General features: G+C 69.7%; 15 protein-coding genes. 4 read left to right on the forward strand and 11 right to left on the reverse strand.

Translation table 11 applies throughout. From position 1 onward, the window contains the following. Positions 1 to 53: 53 nt before the first annotated feature. Positions 54 to 743 (reverse strand): phosphoglycolate phosphatase, encoded by a 690-nt coding sequence (gene gph / locus HHL28_RS04870; protein ID WP_075771535.1) that lies wholly within the window; start codon positions 741 to 743, stop codon positions 54 to 56. Between the two features lie 90 nt (positions 744 to 833). Between gph and glmU the strand changes: the two genes are divergently transcribed. Both glmU and gabD read left to right on the forward strand, forming a co-directional pair. Continuing rightward, complete coding sequence (gene glmU, locus HHL28_RS04875; protein ID WP_075771581.1) at positions 834 to 2,195, forward strand: bifunctional UDP-N-acetylglucosamine diphosphorylase/glucosamine-1-phosphate N-acetyltransferase GlmU; 1,362 nt, start codon at positions 834 to 836, stop codon at positions 2,193 to 2,195. 98 nt (positions 2,196 to 2,293) lie between these two features. Continuing rightward, positions 2,294 to 3,781: an NADP-dependent succinate-semialdehyde dehydrogenase gene (gene gabD / locus HHL28_RS04880; protein WP_075771536.1), complete on the forward strand. Its 1,488-nt coding sequence runs from the start codon at positions 2,294 to 2,296 to the stop codon at positions 3,779 to 3,781. 102 nt (positions 3,782 to 3,883) lie between these two features. On the opposite strand, the gene HHL28_RS04885 is transcribed toward gabD, so the two are convergent. Continuing rightward, positions 3,884 to 5,161, reverse strand: a complete 1,278-nt coding sequence (locus tag HHL28_RS04885) for a glycosyltransferase (protein ID WP_075771537.1) — start codon at positions 5,159 to 5,161, stop codon at positions 3,884 to 3,886. 219 nt (positions 5,162 to 5,380) lie between these two features. Between HHL28_RS04885 and HHL28_RS04890 the strand changes: the two genes are divergently transcribed. Together HHL28_RS04890 and gorA are read left to right on the forward strand one after the other, a co-directional pair. Beyond that, a complete protein-coding gene (locus tag HHL28_RS04890; RefSeq protein ID WP_075771538.1) occupies positions 5,381 to 5,767 on the forward strand; it encodes a response regulator in 387 nt (128 codons plus the stop codon). Between the two features lie 182 nt (positions 5,768 to 5,949). Next, a complete protein-coding gene (gorA, locus tag HHL28_RS04895; protein ID WP_075771539.1) occupies positions 5,950 to 7,329 on the forward strand; it encodes a glutathione-disulfide reductase in 1,380 nt (459 codons plus the stop codon). A 173-nt stretch (positions 7,330 to 7,502) separates the two neighbouring features. Here gorA and HHL28_RS04900 read toward each other — a convergent pair whose 3' ends face one another. From HHL28_RS04900 to HHL28_RS04940, 9 genes are all read right to left on the reverse strand, one after another. Continuing rightward, a complete protein-coding gene (locus HHL28_RS04900; protein WP_075771540.1) occupies positions 7,503 to 8,231 on the reverse strand; it encodes an SDR family NAD(P)-dependent oxidoreductase in 729 nt (242 codons plus the stop codon). Positions 8,232 to 8,359: 128 nt separating this feature from the next. Next, the gene (gene purF, locus HHL28_RS04905; protein ID WP_075771541.1) at positions 8,360 to 9,811 is read right to left on the reverse strand and encodes an amidophosphoribosyltransferase; all 1,452 of its coding nucleotides are present in this window, start codon (positions 9,809 to 9,811) and stop codon (positions 8,360 to 8,362) included. A 39-nt stretch (positions 9,812 to 9,850) separates the two neighbouring features. Beyond that, positions 9,851 to 10,573: a CvpA family protein gene (locus tag HHL28_RS04910; RefSeq protein WP_075771542.1), complete on the reverse strand. Its 723-nt coding sequence runs from the start codon at positions 10,571 to 10,573 to the stop codon at positions 9,851 to 9,853. A 4-nt stretch (positions 10,574 to 10,577) separates the two neighbouring features. Continuing rightward, positions 10,578 to 11,981 (reverse strand): DNA repair protein RadA, encoded by a 1,404-nt coding sequence (gene radA, locus HHL28_RS04915; protein WP_075771543.1) that lies wholly within the window; start codon positions 11,979 to 11,981, stop codon positions 10,578 to 10,580. A 296-nt stretch (positions 11,982 to 12,277) separates the two neighbouring features. Beyond that, positions 12,278 to 12,571 carry a HigA family addiction module antitoxin gene (locus tag HHL28_RS04920; protein ID WP_075771544.1) on the reverse strand — a complete coding sequence of 98 codons (294 nt, stop codon included), beginning with the start codon at positions 12,569 to 12,571 and terminating at the stop codon, positions 12,278 to 12,280. 13 nt (positions 12,572 to 12,584) lie between these two features. Next, positions 12,585 to 12,860, reverse strand: a complete 276-nt coding sequence (locus HHL28_RS04925; RefSeq protein WP_075771545.1) for a type II toxin-antitoxin system RelE/ParE family toxin — start codon at positions 12,858 to 12,860, stop codon at positions 12,585 to 12,587. Between the two features lie 43 nt (positions 12,861 to 12,903). After that, positions 12,904 to 14,784 carry a malto-oligosyltrehalose trehalohydrolase gene (treZ, locus tag HHL28_RS04930; protein WP_075771546.1) on the reverse strand — a complete coding sequence of 627 codons (1,881 nt, stop codon included), beginning with the start codon at positions 14,782 to 14,784 and terminating at the stop codon, positions 12,904 to 12,906. A gap of 129 nt (positions 14,785 to 14,913) precedes the next feature. Next, positions 14,914 to 16,194, reverse strand: a complete 1,281-nt coding sequence (locus HHL28_RS04935) for a YdgA family protein (protein ID WP_169654802.1) — start codon at positions 16,192 to 16,194, stop codon at positions 14,914 to 14,916. Further along, a complete protein-coding gene (locus HHL28_RS04940) occupies positions 16,089 to 16,487 on the reverse strand; it encodes a hypothetical protein (protein ID WP_169654804.1) in 399 nt (132 codons plus the stop codon). Before HHL28_RS04940 ends, HHL28_RS04935 begins: the two co-directional genes overlap by 106 nt. Positions 16,488 to 16,492: the final 5 nt, after the last annotated feature.

Raw genomic sequence — 16,492 nt, forward strand, 5'->3', positions numbered from 1 at the left:
CGAAAGTTCGGTTTCGCAGGCGTTGGATTACGCGTCTGCGACGCTAATCCGACCTACGAGGCCGCCAACCTTTCCAACGCCTCCGGCAACTCGTCGAACCGGTCGATGATGATGTCCGTGCCCAGCTCCGACAGGGGCATGCGCGGGTAGCCATAGGCCACGGACACCACCGGCATCCTCGCCGCCCGCGCGGCCAGCACGTCATTCTTGTTGTCGCCGGTCATCACGGCCCCGTCCGGCGTGCCGCCCAGCTGCTCCACCACCCACAGCAGCGGCTTGGGCGAAGGTTTGCGTTCCGGCAGGGTGTCACCGCCGCAGACCGCGTCCAGCAGCCCGCCCATCCCCAGCTCCCCCAGCACCTTGTGGGTCAGCACCTGGGGCTTGTTGGTGGCGAGGCCCAGCCGGTGGCCCGCCGTCTTCAACCGCTCCAGCGTTTCCCTGACCCCGGGATAGATGCAGTGCGGGTCGGTGGGGATGGTGGCATAGATTTCCAGGTAGCGGGCCAGCACGCCCGGCAGCGCCCCCGGCGCCAGCGGCTCCCCCGTCGCCTCGAAGCCCCGCTCCACCAGCCGGGCGGCGCCGTCGCCGATGAACATGCGGATCTGCGAGTCGGTCACCGGCGGGCGCCCATGCTCCGCCAGCAGGTGGTTCAGCCCCTCGCCGATCTCCGGCGCGCTGTCGATCAGGGTCCCGTCGAAGTCGAAAACAAGGACCGGGAAGCGGCGCAGGGCGGTGCTGGTCATGGCAAGGTCACCAACGTTTGCGTGGTCTCCGAACGGGTGATATGGCACCTAGGCCGTTCCCGCCATCCAACAATGCACGTGCCCCGCCCCATGAGCCACCGTCCACTCGCCTGCGTCATCCTTGCGGCCGGCAAGGGTACCCGGATGAAGTCCGCCTTGCCGAAGGTGCTGCACCCCTTGGGCGGCAAGCCCATGGTCAACCATGTGGTCGACACGGCGCTGAGCCTGTCGCCCGACAAGGTGGTGGTGGTGGTCGGCCCCGGCATGGACAACGTGGCCGCCGCCGTCGCCCCGCACCCCACCGTGGTGCAGGTGAACCAGCGCGGCACCGGCGACGCCGTCGCCGCCGCGCGGGGGGAGCTGGAGGGTTTCCAGGGCGACGTGATCGTCCTCTATGGCGACACGCCGCTGATCCGGGCGGAGGTGTTGCGGGCCATGGTGACCGCACGGGCGGAGAAGGACGCCGCCGTGGTGGTCATGGGCATGCGGCCCGCCGATCCCGGCGCCTATGGGCGGCTGGTGGTGGGGGCCGACGGCGGCCTGGACGCCATCGTCGAGTTCCTTGACGCCACGCCGGAGCAGCGGGCCATCACCCTGTGCAACGCCGGCTTCATGGCATTCGACGGGGCCCGGCTCTGGACCCTGGTCGACGGGATCGGCAACGACAACGCCAAGGGCGAGTACTACCTGACCGACGCGGTGGCCGTGGCCCGTTCCAAGGGCTGGGCCTGCGCCGTGGTGGAGGGGCCGGTGGAGGATGCCATCGGCGTCAACTCGCGCGCCGAGCTGGCGGGGATCGAGCGCATCTTCCAGGACCGGCTGCGCAAGGCCGCCATGGACAACGGCGCCACCCTGCTGGACCCGGCGACGACCTATTTCTCCGCCGACACGAAGCTGGGCCGGGACGTGGTCGTCGGCCAGAACGTGGTGTTCGGGCCGGGGGTCGAGGTGGGCGACAACGTCACCATCAAGCCCTTCTGCCACTTCGAGGGCGTGCGCATGGCGGCGGGCGCGGAGATCGGCCCCTTCGCCCGCCTGCGTCCCGGCACGGTGGTGGAGGAGGGCTGCCATATCGGCAACTTCGTGGAGTTGAAGAACACCACCCTGGGCAAGGGCTCAAAGGCCAATCACCTGGCCTATCTGGGCGACAGCGACATCGGGTCGGGCAGCAACATCGGTGCCGGGACGATCACCTGCAACTATGACGGCTTCCTGAAGCACCGCACCACCATCGGCGATGGCGTCTTCGTGGGCAGCAACAGCACCCTGGTGGCGCCGGTGACCCTGGAAGACGGCGCCTATGTGGCCGCCGCGACCACCGTGACCCGCACCGTCACCACCAACTCCATGGCCATCAGCCGGGTGCCGCAAGAGGTCAAGGAAGGCGCCGCCGCCCGCTTCCGGGACCGCAAGAAGGCGGAGAAGGCGGCCAAGGCGGCCAAGAAGGGGTGATCGCCCCGACGGTCTGCCTTGCGCAACCGTCGGGGGTTCCAGCAGCGTCTCCCAGGGGTTAAGGTGCCGGCCAAAACCGGAACCTGGGAAGAAGCGCCATGGACCAGCACGTGAAGGATACGCCCACCGCCCTCGGCCTGAAGGACCCTGGCCTGTTCCGGCAGCAGGGCTTCGTGGCCGGCGAGTGGGTGGACGCCGACAGCGGCAAGACCATCCCCGTCACCAACCCGGCGACGGGGGAGACGCTGGGCACCATCCCCGACATGGGTGCGGAGGAGACCCGGCGCGCCATCGAGGCGGCGAACGCGGCTTGGCCCGCTTGGCGTGCCAAGACCGCCAAGGAGCGGGCCGGCATCCTGCGCAAATGGTTCGAGCTGATGCTGGCGAACCAGGAAGACCTGGCCCGAATCATGACGGCGGAGCAAGGCAAGCCCCTGACCGAGAGCCGGGGGGAGATCCTCTATGCCGCCAACTTCCTGGAATGGTTCGCGGAGGAGGGCAAGCGCGTCTATGGCGACGTGATCCCCACCTTCAAGGCCGATGCCCGCATCGTGGTAGTGAAGGAGCCCATCGGCGTCACCGCCGCCATCACGCCCTGGAACTTCCCCGCCGCCATGATCACCCGCAAGGCCGGCCCGGCGCTGGCTGCCGGCTGCCCCATGGTGATCAAGCCCGCCACCGCCACCCCCTACAGCGCCTTCGCCATGGCCGTGCTGGCGGAGCGGGCGGGCGTGCCCAAGGGGGTGATCTCCGTCGTCACCGGCTCCGCCCGCGCCATCGGCGGGGAGATGACCGGCAACCCCATCGTCCGCAAGCTGTCCTTCACCGGCTCCACGGAGATCGGCAAGGTGCTGATGCAGCAATGCGCCGGCACGGTGAAGAAGGTCAGCATGGAGTTGGGCGGCAACGCCCCCTTCATCGTCTTCGACGACGCGGACCTGGACGCCGCCGTCAAGGGCGCCATCGCCTCCAAATACCGCAACGCCGGCCAGACCTGCGTCTGCGCCAACCGCATCCTGGTGCAGGAGGGCGTGTATGACGCCTTCACGAGCAAGCTGGGGGAGGCGGTGCGCGCCATGAAGGTGGGCAACGGGGCGGAGGAGGGCGTGCTGCTCGGCCCCCTGATCGACTCGGCCGCCGTGGAGAAGGTTGAGGAGCACATCCAGGACGCCCTGTCCAAGGGCGCCAGGATCGCCCTGGGCGGCAAGCGTCACGGCCTGGGCGGCAGCTTCTTCGAGCCCACCATCCTGACCGACGTCACCACCGACATGAAGGTGGCGCGGGAGGAAACCTTCGGCCCCCTGGCGCCCCTGTTCAAGTTCAAGGACGAGGCCGAGGCCATCCGTATGGCCAACGACACGGAGTTCGGCCTCGCCGCCTATTTCTACAGCCGCGACATCGGCCGGGTCTGGCGGGTGGCGGAGAGCCTGGAATACGGCATCGTCGGCATCAACGAGGGCATCATCTCCACCGAGGTCGCCCCCTTCGGCGGCGTCAAGGAAAGCGGCATCGGCCGCGAGGGCAGCAAGTACGGGATCGAGGATTACCTGGAGATCAAGTACCTGCTGATGGGCGGGGTGAAGTAGGCCGCCTGTAGGTCGGATTAGGCGCGCCAGCGCCGTAATCCGACGGCCGACGGTGAAGCCGTCGGATTACGCGGCCACGGCCGCTAATCCGACCTACGACGCTCACGCCGCCCGCCTCGCCCCCGCCACCGCCTCCACCACCCGGACCGCCTCGCCCAGCCCGTCCTCCGCCCGCACCTTCTCCCCCAGCGCCGCGGCGCGGGCGCGGATTCCTTGGTCATCCAGCGCCCGCCGGATGGCGGCAGCCAGGGTGTCCGCGTCCAGGCTGCGATAGGGGACGCTGCCGCCGCTGATGCCCAGTTGCCCCGTCCGCCAGGCCCAGAAGAACTGGTCGGCCAGGAAAGGGACATGCACCCCCGGCTTGCCGGACCGTACCGTCGCCCCGGTCGTCCCGGCCCCGCCATGGTGGACGATGGCGGCCATGTGGGGGAAAAGCTGGCCGTGGGGCGCGGCCGCCAGGGGGAACACGGTGTCCGGAAGGTCCGCGGCCCCCAGCCCGCCCCAACCGCTGGCCAGCACGGCCCGGCAGCCGGCCTTCCCAATGGCGGCGAGCAGCAGGTCGGTGGTGGCCTTCGGGTCCCTCGGCTTCATGCTGCCGAAACCCACATAGACCGGCGGAGGGCCGGACTCCAGGAAGCGAGCCAGCTCCGGCGGCAGGGTCCAGGACGGTTCCTCCAACCACCAATAACCGGTCACATGGACATGGTTCGGCCAGTCCGTCGGCACCGGCACCACATGGCGGCTGTAGCACATCAGGATCGGCCGTTTCTCGCGCCGCATCCGCCCGAACGGCCCGAAGAAGGGCTCCGGCCCCAACCCGAAGGCGGCTTGGCGGCCCAGGTTCGTGCCGGGCCGCATCATCTGCCAGAAGAACTGGCCCAGCACATGGTGTTGCAGCTTGTAGGCCAGCCCCGGCAGGGGGCGCCTGGGCGGTGGCACCAAGGGGCTGGGAAAGGCTGACGTGGGGTATAGGGGCTGCGGGTAGGCGGCGACATAGGGGATGCCCCAGGCCTCCGACACGGCCGTGGCGGTCAGGGCGGAGCCGCCGCCGGGCACCAGCACGTCCGCCCCACGGCTGGCCTCCCGCCCGATCAGGGCCCATTCGGAGGCGTATCTCTTCACCATGTCGCGCATGGCGCCAGCCACGGCGACGGGGCTCGCCCCCTCGTCGAACATGCGCCGGCCGGCCTCGCTGTCCAGGTCGTCCTGGATGTTGCCGGTGACAGGGTGCAGCGTGACGCCCCGGCCCGCCACCAGCCCCTCGAACTGCGCGTGGGTGACCAGCCGCACCTCATGCCCGCGCCCGGCCAGCGCCACGGCCAAGGCGGCGAAGGGCTGCACGTCGCCGCGGGAGCCCAGGGCGGTGACGGTGACGATCATGTATCTGCCTCCGGATGCCTCAACCTGCTGCCCCTTCCACGGACCGCGTGCCCTTTCTTGCCGCGCGCGACCCAACAGGGGCATGGATACCCCTTTCGCCAGCGCAACATGATCCCCGAAGTGGACCGCCGAATGCCCGCGTGACCGCAACGCACCCCAACCGGACATTAAACGTGTTTGTACTGCGCCTGACCGCACACCACGCACCGCGAGGGGACCATGCCCGCACAGCCGCGCGTACTGATCGTCGAGGATGACGCCGTCACCGCCCTCATGCTCCAGAACGTCCTGTCGGACATGGGGTGTGAGATTTGCGGCCTCGCCTCCACGGCCCCTCGGGCCGTCGCCCTGGCCGATTACCACCGCCCCGACGTGGCGCTGGTGGATGTCCGCCTTGCGAAGGGTACGGACGGGTTGGCCGCCGCCAAGGAGATGCGCGACTTCCTGAAGCTGGACGTCCTGCTGATGACCGGCTGGCGGCTGGAGGATGACGGGGAAGGCATCAACCTGCCCCTGATGCAGAAGCCCCTGGACCCCACCCGCGTGAAGGACACCGTCCGCCAGATCCTGGAACGCCGCAAGGCCCCCGCCATCGCCGACGCCTGACCGGGGCAATTTCCCTTAATCGCCCGTCCGCGCCGCCGGCCGGGGCATAGGCCCCCGGTCGGCGGCGTACCCGTTCGGGGCATGGCTGGGCCGACGCTGGACCCCATGCCCCCGTCCGTGGCACACCCCATTTACCCCAGGGTGAATGGCCCGGTGTCCCGGGCGGCAACGGAGGATCGGCGATGGCGCGCTTCGACTATGACCTGTTCGTGATCGGGGCCGGTTCCGGCGGCGTGCGGGCGGCCCGGATCGCAGGGCAGCACGGCGCAAGGGTCGCCATCGCGGAGGAGCGCTACTTCGGCGGCACCTGCGTGAACGTGGGCTGCGTGCCGAAGAAGCTGTTGGTCTTCGCCGCCCATTTCGGCCACGACTTCGAGGATGCCGCCGGCTTCGGCTGGGACGTGCCGCAGAAGCCCACCCTGGACTGGGAGCGGCTGAAGGCCAACGTGGCGGGGGAGGTGGGCCGCCTCAACGGCATCTACCGCCGCCTGCTGGAAGGGGCGGGCTGCACCATCTTCGAGGGCCGCGCCCGCATCGCCGGCCCCAACACCATCAGCATCAACGGCCAGACCGTGACGGCGGAGCACATCCTGGTGGCCGTGGGCGGCTGGCCGGAGCTGCCGGACCAGCCGGGGGCGCAGGAATATGGCCTGACATCCAACGAGATGTTCTCGCTCCCGAAGTTCCCCAAGCGCCTGATCGTGGCGGGCGGCGGCTATATCGCGACGGAGTTCGCCTGCGTCTTCAACGGCCTGGGCGCGGAGGTGACGCAGCTCTACCGCGGCAAGCAAATCCTGCGCGGCTTCGACCGTGACGTGCGGGAGTTCCTGGGGGAGGAGCTGGTCAAGTCCGGCATCAACCTGCGCTTCAACACCATCATCAGCCGGATCGAAAAGTCCGGCGATTGCCTGATGGTCAGCCTGTCGGACGGGCGGGAGCTTGAGGCGGACGCCGTGCTCTACGCCATCGGCCGCCGGCCCCACACGGCGGACCTGGGCCTCGAGACGGTGGGCGTCGAGCTGGACGACAAGGGCGCCATCCGGGTGGACGCGGACTACCAGACCACCGCGCCCGGCGTGTACGCCCTGGGCGACGTGACCAACCGCATCAACCTGACCCCCGTCGCCCTGGGGGAGGGCCATGTGTTGGCGGACCGGCTGTTCGGCAAGATGCCGGACCGGGCGGTGAACTATGACAACATCCCGACCGCCGTCTTTTCCATCCCCCCCGTCGCCACGGTGGGCATGCCGGAGGAGGAGGCGCGGGCCAAGGGCATCCCGGTGGACGTCTACCGCACCAACTTCAAGCCCATGCGCAACGCCATGGCCGGCCGTGAGCAGCGCACCCTGATGAAGCTGGTGGTGGAGCGGGAAAGCCAGAGGGTCATTGGCGTGCACATGGTGGGCGCCGACACGCCGGAGATGATCCAGGCCGTCGCCGTGGCCATGAACGCCGGGGCCACCAAGCAGACCTTCGACCAGACAATCGGCCTTCACCCCACCGCGGCGGAGGAGTTCGTCACCATGCGCACCAAGGCGCCCGAGCCGCTGCCGATGGATTGACACCCCCGAAAAGAAAAGCCCCGCCGGTGGGGACCTGGCGGGGCTTGAAGTCGTACGAGTGACCGGACCGGCAGGGTAAGGGAGGGGAGACGTGCCGGACCGGTACCGACTGAGCGGGGAACGATCAGTAAGGCGAAACTAATCCCCTGGCCCCGGCCCCGCTGTGACGGTGGTCACGCCGGGTTAAGGTCGATCAGCTCGCCGTGCAAAGCACACGCGGGCATGCAGAATTCGATGATGGACGGGGCGACCTCCGCCGGGGTGCGCAGGGTCTTCGCGTCCTCCCCGGGGAAGGCCTTTTCCCGCAGCTTGGTCGCCACCGGGCCGGGGTCCACCAGGTTCACCCGCAGGCTGGTCTCCAGCGTTTCCGCGGCCCACATGCGCCCCATCATGTCCAGGGCGGCCTTGGAGGCGGCATAGGCGCTCCAATAGGCGGTGGGCTGGCGGCCCACCCTGTCGGTCAGCAGCACGGCGCGGCCGGCGTCGGACCGGCGCAGCAGCGGGTCCACGGTACGCACCAGGCGCATGGTAGCCGTGACGCCCACGCCGAACACCCGGTCCCAATCCTTGGGGTCCGCATGGGCCAGCGGGCCGATGGTGCCGAGCTGGCCCGCCGCGTGGACGAACACGTCCAAGCGCCCGAACCGCTCATAGATCGCCGGGCCCAGGCTGTCCAGCTTGGCCCCGTCCATCAGGTCCTGCGGCACCAGCGTGGCGCTGCCGCCCACGGCCTTGACCCGATCGTCCACCTCCTCCAGCCCGCCAACGGTGCGGGCCACCAGCACCACATGCGCGCCTTCCGCGGCCAGCCGCTCCGCGACGGCGGCCCCGATGCCGCGGGAAGCGCCGGTGACGAGCGCGACACGGCCGGTCAGGCGGCCGGTGGGGGAGGGGGTGGTCATGATGGGATCCGGATTCTTCTTTGTAGGTCGGATTAGGTGCGCAGCACCGTAATCCGACGTCTCTGATAGGGGTAGGCAGTCGGATTACGCGGGCTTGCGCCCGCTAATCCGACCTACGGGGACGGCCGTCAAGCCCGCCGCTCCGCCAACTGGTGCACGTCCGCGGGCCGGGGGGCCTCGAAGTCGGTCAGGGGGATGGGGTAGTCGCCGGTGAAGCAGGCGTCACAGTACTGGGCCCCGGCATCGCGCTTGGCGTGGCCCAGGGCCTTGTAAAGGCCGTCCAGGCTGATGAAGGCCAGGCTGTCGGCACCGATGAAGCGCCGCATCTCCTCCACGCTCAGCTTGTGGGCCAGCAGCTTCTCCTTCTCCGGCGTGTCGATGCCGTAGAAGCAGCTATGGCTGGTGGGCGGGCTGGAGATGCGCATGTGCACCTCCTTGGCGCCGGCGTCGCGCATCATCTCCACGATCTTCACGCTGGTGGTCCCGCGGACGATGCTGTCGTCCACCAGGATCACGCGCTTGCCCTGGATATAGGCGCGGTTGGCGTTGTGCTTCAGCTTCACGCCCAGCCGGCGGATTTTGTCGGTCGGCTGGATGAAGGTGCGGCCCACATAGTGGTTCCGGATGATGCCCAGGTCGAAGGAGATGCCGCTCTCCTCCGCATAGCCCAGCGCCGCGGGCACGCCGCTGTCCGGCACGGGGATGACGATGTCCGCGTCCACGTTGCTCTCGATGGCGAGCTGCGCGCCGATCTTCTTGCGCACTTCGTAGACGGAGTGGCCCTCCATGAAGCTGTCGGGCCGGGCGAAGTAGATGTACTCGAAGATGCAGAACTTGGACGGGGCGGACTGGAAGGGGCGCAGGGACTGCACCTGGCCGGCCTCCAGCACCACCATCTCACCCGGCGCCACGTCGCGGATGTACTCGGCGCCGATGATGTCCAGGGCCACGGTCTCCGACGCCAGCACCGGGTGCTCCCCCAGCATGCCCAGCACCAGGGGGCGCACGCCGGACGGGTCGCGCACGCCGATCACCTGGTCCTTGCCCAGGCAGACCAGGCTGTAGGCGCCCTCTACTTGCCGCAGCGCCTCCACCAGACGGTCGATGACGTTGCCGCCGCGGGCGGTGGCCATCAGGTGGATGATGGTCTCCGTATCCGTGGTGGACTGGAACAGGCAGCCGCGCCGCACGAGCTGCCGCCGCAGCATCAGGGCATTGGTCAGGTTGCCGTTGTGCGCCAGGGCGAAGCCGCCGAACTCGAACTCCGCATACAGGGGCTGCACGTTGCGCACCGCCGTCTCACCGGTGGTGGCGTAGCGCACATGGCCGATGGCGGCGTTGCCCTTCAGGCTCCGCATCACGGCCTCGGAGCCGAAGATGTCGCCCACCTGGCCCAGGGCGCGGTGGCTGGGGAAGTCGCGCCCGTCGAAGCTGACGATGCCCGCCGCTTCCTGCCCGCGGTGCTGCAGGGCGTGCAGGCCCAGCGCCACCAGTGCCGCCGCGTCCAAGGGGCCGAGCACGCCGAACACGCCGCACTCCTCGCGGAGCTTGTCGTCATCGAAGGGGTGGGTGGTGAGCATCGGCGGTCTGCCTTCCATGCTGGGACGTCGGGGCCAGGCCTATCGTCCGGCCGGGGTGGGCTGGGGGGCCTGGGGGTCGGGGGTATCGGTGTTCTTGATCAACTGGTCGAGCCGGCCCAGCGCCTCGCCGTTATAACCCTGATCCGCGGCGGGCGCACCCGCCTTGGTCGCCCCGGCTGGGGCGGGGTTGGACAGGCGTTCCAGGGCCTGTTTGGCTTCCATGGCGCGCCGGGCCTGCTCCTGCGCCTCCCGCGCCGCGCGCTGGGCGGGGTCCAGGGTGGTGTCCGGCAACAGGCCGCGGATTGTCTCCGCCCCCGCGGCCATCAGGGGCCGGGTACGGGCATTGGCCAGCCAGTCCGGCGGCGTGTCGGGCCAGAGCCACTGGCTGAACATGAAGGCCAGGCTGACCACCGCCGCCCCGCGCACGGCGCCGAAGGCGAAGCCCAGGCTCCGGTCGATGGCGGACAGGCCGCTGTCCTGCACCCGGCCGGACACGGCATGGGTCAGCATGGAAAAGGCGATCAGGGCCACCGTGAACACGCCCAGCACGGCGGCGCCGTCGGCGATGATCTGGGTGCCGATGTACTGGCGGGCGACAGGGGCCGCGTGGGGAAAGGCCCAAAGGGTGGCGAAGGCGGCGCCGATCCAGGCGGCGATGGACAGCACCTCCCGCGCGAAGCCGCGGGCGAAGGCCATGAGGGCGGACAACAGGACGATGACGATGACCGCCACGTCCACGGGGTTCAGGCCGTTCCCGTCCATCGCCTTACCCCTTCACCCGGGCCGGCGCCCGCGGCGGCACGTTGCCCGGCTGGAACAGCGGCAGCAGGTCCGACAACTGGTCCAGCTCCAGCCGCTTCAGCCCGTCGTCGCCGGCATTCCCGCGCGACCGGCGGGGCGACGGCATCAGGGCGCGGCCGAAGCCCAGCTTCGCGGCCTCCTTCAGGCGCTGGTCGGTCTGGCTCACGGCGCGCACCTCCCCCGACAGGCCGATCTCCCCGAACACCACGGCGTCGGCCGGAACCGGCTCCCCCGTCAGGCTGCTGACCAGGGCGGCGGCCACGGCCAGGTCGGCGGCCGGCTCCGTCACCTTCAGCCCGCCGGCGACGCTCAGATACACGTCGTTGGCGCCGATGGCGACGCCGCAGCGCGCCTCCAGCACCGCCAGCACCATGGCGAGGCGCGCCGAGTCCCAGCCCACCACAGCCCGCCGCGGCGTGCCCAGGGGGGAGGGGGCTACCAGCGCCTGCACCTCCACCAGCACGGGCCGCGTGCCCTCCAGCCCGGCGAAGACGGCGGTGCCGGTGATGTCGCCGCGGCGGTCGGCCAGGAACAGCTCCGACGGGTTGGTGACCTCCACAAGGCCGTCCTCGCCCATCTCGAACACGCCGATCTCATCCGTCGGGCCGAATCGGTTCTTCACGGCGCGCAGGATGCGGAACTGGTGGCCGCGCTCGCCCTCGAAGTACAGGACCGTGTCCACCATGTGCTCCAGCACGCGGGGGCCGGCGATCTGGCCGTCCTTGGTGACGTGGCCGACGATCAGCAGGGTGATGCCCCGGCGCTTGGCGACGCGGATCAGTTCCGACGCGCTGGCCCGCACCTGGGCAACGGTGCCCGGCGCGCTGTCCAGCGTGTCCACATACATGGTCTGGATGGAGTCGATCACCGCCACCCGCGGCCCCTCCGCCGTGTCCAGGCTGGCGACGATGTCGCGCACGTTGGTGGCGGAGGCCAACTCCACCGGCGCGTTGACAAGGCCCAGGCGGGCGGCGCGCATGCGTACCTGGTCCACCGCCTCCTCACCGCTGATATAGGCGCAGCGCACCTCCTGCGCAAGGCAGGCCGTGACCTGCAGCAGCAGGGTGGACTTGCCGATGCCCGGGTCGCCGCCGATCAGCAGGGCCGAGCCGTGGACGAGGCCGCCGCCGCAGACCCGGTCGAATTCCTGGATGTGGGTCATGCGCCGCGGCGCGTCGCTGGACACGCCGGACAAGGGCACGAACTCGATCCGCTTCCCGGACGCCTTGCCTAGGCCTTTCGGCACGGATTCGGCGGCCTGCTCCTCCACCAGCGTGTTCCACTCGCCGCAGGCCTCGCACTTGCCCGCCCATTTGGGAAAGCTGGCGCCGCAGTTCTGGCAGACATAGCGGGTGTTGGCTCGGGCCAAGGCCAGGGCTCCGGTTCATGACAGGCGCGTTTCATATAGCGCCTTCGGCCGATGGATCGGAGTGCCTCATAACACGATTGCGTTGGACGCGGGGACCCCACACGGGGTAGGGCACGGAATGTCACTCTATGCGCGCCGCCGTTGATCGTGACCGATCAACGGCCCCTCAGGCGCCGGGCGCCGCCATCCGGCGGCTTGGCTCACGCGGGCACGAGCCCGCGGGCCGGCGGTCGCCGGCCTCCGGGTGCATGAGTTGAAGCCTCAAGCACCCGGTGCCACCGGGGTCGATGGAGGTGTCAGGCGGCGTCCAGCGTCGGGATGCGCTCGATCTCCGCCGCCATCTCCCGCCGAAGTCTGGCCAAGTCATGCCGGGCCTGGAGAGTCAGCCAGAGGTCCGGCCCGTTGCCGCACAGCTTGCCCAGGCGCAGGGCCATGGCGGGGGTCACCGCCGCCTTCTCCGCCAACAGCCCATGCAGCGCTTGGCGGGACACGCCCAGCAGGGCGGCGACATCCGATACCGGCTTGCCGAGGGCGGGCAGGATGTCCTCCCGCAGCAGTTCGCCGGGATGCATGGGGGGCAAGGCGGTCATGGCCGGGCTCCGGTCAATGGTAATCCTCGATATCCACGTCGACGGCGTCGGCACCGTCCCACCCGAAAGTCAGCCGGTAGTTGCCGCTCACCCAGACCGACCAACGCTTCGGCTTCCCATGCAGGCCGTGGAACCTATAGCCGGGAAGGTTCATGTCCTCCGGGCGGCCGGCCGCGTCCAGGGCCAACAGTTGGCGACGGACGCGCTCACGGTTTTCAACCGGCAGACGCCGTGGATCCCCGGTGTCCCAGAACTGCTTCAACACCTTGTTCCGAAAATCGCGGATCATGCGGTGATGGTCGCATGGGCACGCGTGAGTGTAAAGTGTCGCTTTACGCGCCTTGCCCCTCTGCCGGCACCAGCACCACCGCCGCCCGGCCGGGGATGTGCCAGCCGTCCTCCTGCTCCACGGGGGAATAGCCCAGGCCGCCATATCTGGGGTCCTCGCTGGACCAGCAATGGCACCAGCCGGCGCGGGTGGGGGCGCCCAGCAGGGGCTCGGGGGCGGGGGACAGGTGCAGGTCCGGGCCCAGGTTCACCAGCAGCACGCGGTCCCCCTCCGGCCCGAACCAGCGCAGGACAAAGCATTCGGGCGCCAGCACCGATCCGTCCAGCACGCTGGCGTCCTGGCGGCGAAACACCGGGTCCTCCCGCCGCAGGGCCAGCAGGTCGTGGTGCAGGGCCAGCCACTCTGCGTTGGTCTCCCGCTCCCCATGGTCCAGCTTGCAGGCCTCGAAGGTCTGGCGGTCGGCGGGGTCGCACAGCTCTTCCTTCACCTCGCTGTGGGCTATGGACTGGAACTGGTTCAGGAACTCCCGCCGGCCGCGGCGCACGGCCTTGGCCAGGTCGCCCGAATGGTCGGCGAAGTAATGGAAGGGGGTGCTCGCCCTGAACTCCTGCCCCTGGAACAGCATGGGCGTGGCGGGGATCAGCAGCATGTAGGCGGTCATGGCCCGCAACTGCCCCGGCCCGGTCAACCGGTCGATCCGCCAGCCGCGGGCGGAGTTCGCCACCTGGTCATGGTTCTGCAGGAAGGACACCATGGCCGCCTGGGGCTGGCCGAAGATGTTGCTGCCGCGCCGCTTGCCCTGCCAGACATAGTGCTGCCCGGTATAGAGGAAGCCGTATTTGGCGGCGGAGACGAATTCCTGCGGGCTGCCCCGGTAATCCTTGTAATAGGCCTCACGCCGGCCGGTCAGGGCGACGATGGCCGTGTGGTGGAGGTCGTCGTTCCACAGGGCGTCCAGCCCATGGCCGCCCTGGTCCCGCGGCAGGACCTGGCGCAGTTCCTGCGGTTCGTTCTCCCCCACGATGAAGGTGCCGCGCTCGCCTCCCGCCTCCCGCACCGCCGCCGCGACCTCGGCGATGATGTGGGGGGTGCTGGCGTCGAAGATCTGCTGGGTGGCGTCCAGGCGCAGCCCGTCCAGGTGGAACTCCTCCACCCAGTAGCGGGCGTTCGATACCATGTAGTCGCGCACCGGCCCGCTGTCGGGCCCGTCGAAATTCAGGGCGTCGCCCCACTCGTTCTCGTACCGGTCGCTGAAATAGGACTTGGCGAACTGGGACAGGTAGTTCCCGTCAGGGCCGAAATGGTTGTAGACCACATCCAGGATCACCCCCAGGCCCAACCCGTGCGCCCGGTCCACGAAGCGGCGGAAGTCGTCGGGCGACCCGTAAAGCCGGGTGGGCGCGAACAGGTTCACCCCGTCATAGCCCCAGCCGAAGCTGCCGGCGAAGTCCGCCACCGGCATCACCTCCAGGCAGGTGACGCCCAGGTCGCGCAGTTCCTCCAGCCGCCCGATGGCGGCGTCCCAGGTGCCCTCCGGCGTGAAGGTGCCCACATGCATCTCATAAAGGACCATGCCCTCCCGCCGGACACCCTCCCAGCCGTGGTCGGTCCATTGGAAGCTGGCGGGGTCCACCACCTGCGACGGGCCGTGGGGACCGTCCGGCTGGAAGCGGGACATGGGGTCGGGGTAGAGGTAGTCACCGCCGTCCAGGCAGTATTTGTAGCGGCTGCCGGGCTTGGCTTCCGGTACCAGGGCGGCGAAGAATCCGTCCCCCTCAGGGTTCAGCGGCAGTTCCGCCCCGTACTCCAACCGCAGGGCCACGCGGGACCGGTCGGGCGCCCAGATACGGAAATGCACCCCGCCGCCGGGCTGTACCTCCGCCCCCTGCGGCAACCGCCGCGCCGCCGAGCCCCGCCTCGCCATGTGCATGTTCCCTGATGGCCCCGACCAGAGGCGACAACCGGGCGGGCAGGGGAAATGTCCCGTGACGAAGAAAGGGCCGGCCACGGGGATGGCCGGCCCCTTGTCGGGCATAAGTCCAGGAGTGCGGGCCTACTTGCCCATTCCGCCCATCATCATCGGCGCGTAATCCTGGCCGTTGACCAGCAGCTGGCCCGTCTCCGTCACCTGGATGCGGTAAGTGTGGGTGGTGGCACCCTCCGGCGTCTTCCCGGCGGTGCCCATGCCCTGGGCCATGCCCAGCAGCATGGCGGCCTGGGCCCGGCTCTCATCCGCCTTCTGTCCGGGCTGCGGGCTCAGGGCCTTCACCGCCTTGTCCAGGTCGCGCAGCACAAGGGTGAAGTCCGCGACGGCGTTGAACGGTGTGCCGGGCTTCAGTTGCGTGGAGCCTGACATGTCCAAGCCGGCACCCGGCGCGGTCGCCGCCACCTTTTCCACCTTCAGCACGGCGCCGGACTGCATCACGGCCCCCATCAGCGGCATGATGGCAAGCTGTTCCGCCGCGGACCGCTCGGGCGAGCCTTCCTCCCCCGTGGACTGGGCGGCCAGCAGGCCCTTCATGGCCGGGCCCAGCGCCGCCAGGGGCAACTTCTCCGCCGAGAGCTGGATGGTCATGCCGGTGGGCACCAGCTCCTGCATGGGCGGGGTGGGGGACATGGACAGGCCGCCATAGCCGAGGCCCAGGGACACGGTCCCCTGGCCGTCGCCGGCCTTGGCATAGCCCAGGCTGTACTGCGCGTCGCCCAGGGACACCCGGTTGCCGTCGCCGGAGACATCCAGCCCCTTGACGGAGAAGGTCATCTTCATGGTGCCCAGCACGTCGAACATGCGGCCGACGTCGTCGAACATGGCGGCCACCTGGGCCGGGGCCGGGTCGCCGCCCGTGGACGCCGCCTCCAGCGCCTTCACCTTTTCCTGCATGGACCGCGCGACGGCCATGTAGGCCGCCATGTCGGTGCCGCTGGTGGTCATGGCCACCCGCGCCTCGCCCAGGCTGAAGCCCGGCCCGGCGGCCTGGGCGGCCCGGAAGCCGGTTGCGGCGTAATCCATGGCGATGTCGAACTTGCCGGGGGCGGACTGGGTGCCCTTGGTCGTCCCGGCGATCCCGTCCACGCTGCCCAGCACCGTGGCCCCCTCGGACAGCACGACCTTGCCCACGGACAGGGTCGAGTCCACCGTCGTATCGAACTGCGGCAGCCAGACACCCGACAGGGTGCCGCCGGCGATGCCCACCGTCACCGGGGTCCCGCCGTCCGCCGGCTTGGCCGTCATGGTGGCGGGCAGGGCGGCCTCGAACTTGTAGTTGCCGTCCTCCAGCGGGGTGACCTTGGCGGTGAGCACGCCGGCGTCGAACGTGCCTGCGCCGTCGGCCAAGTGGGCCAGCACCCGGGCAGGGTGACCTCGTAATGGTCCTTGGCGGGCTTCGCCACCGGCCCGCCCTGGATCTCGATGGTGTAGCTGCCGGGGCTGTCGGCCAGGTAGAGCGGCAGTTGCTGCTTGATGCCGTTCTCGATCTTCCGCGCGCCCGCCTCATCGATCTGCGGTCCCTTCTCGCCGCAGGCGACAAGGGCAAGCAGGGTGCTGCCAGCAGGGCGGCGCGGAAGGGATGGCGAAGCATGGCGTCTCCAGGACGGGTTGGCGCGGGCCGCGCCCGCAAGCCCGCACAAACTAT

Source organism: Aerophototrophica crusticola, assembly GCF_012913305.1.
Taxonomy (GTDB): Bacteria; Pseudomonadota; Alphaproteobacteria; order Azospirillales; family Azospirillaceae; genus Niveispirillum; species Niveispirillum crusticola.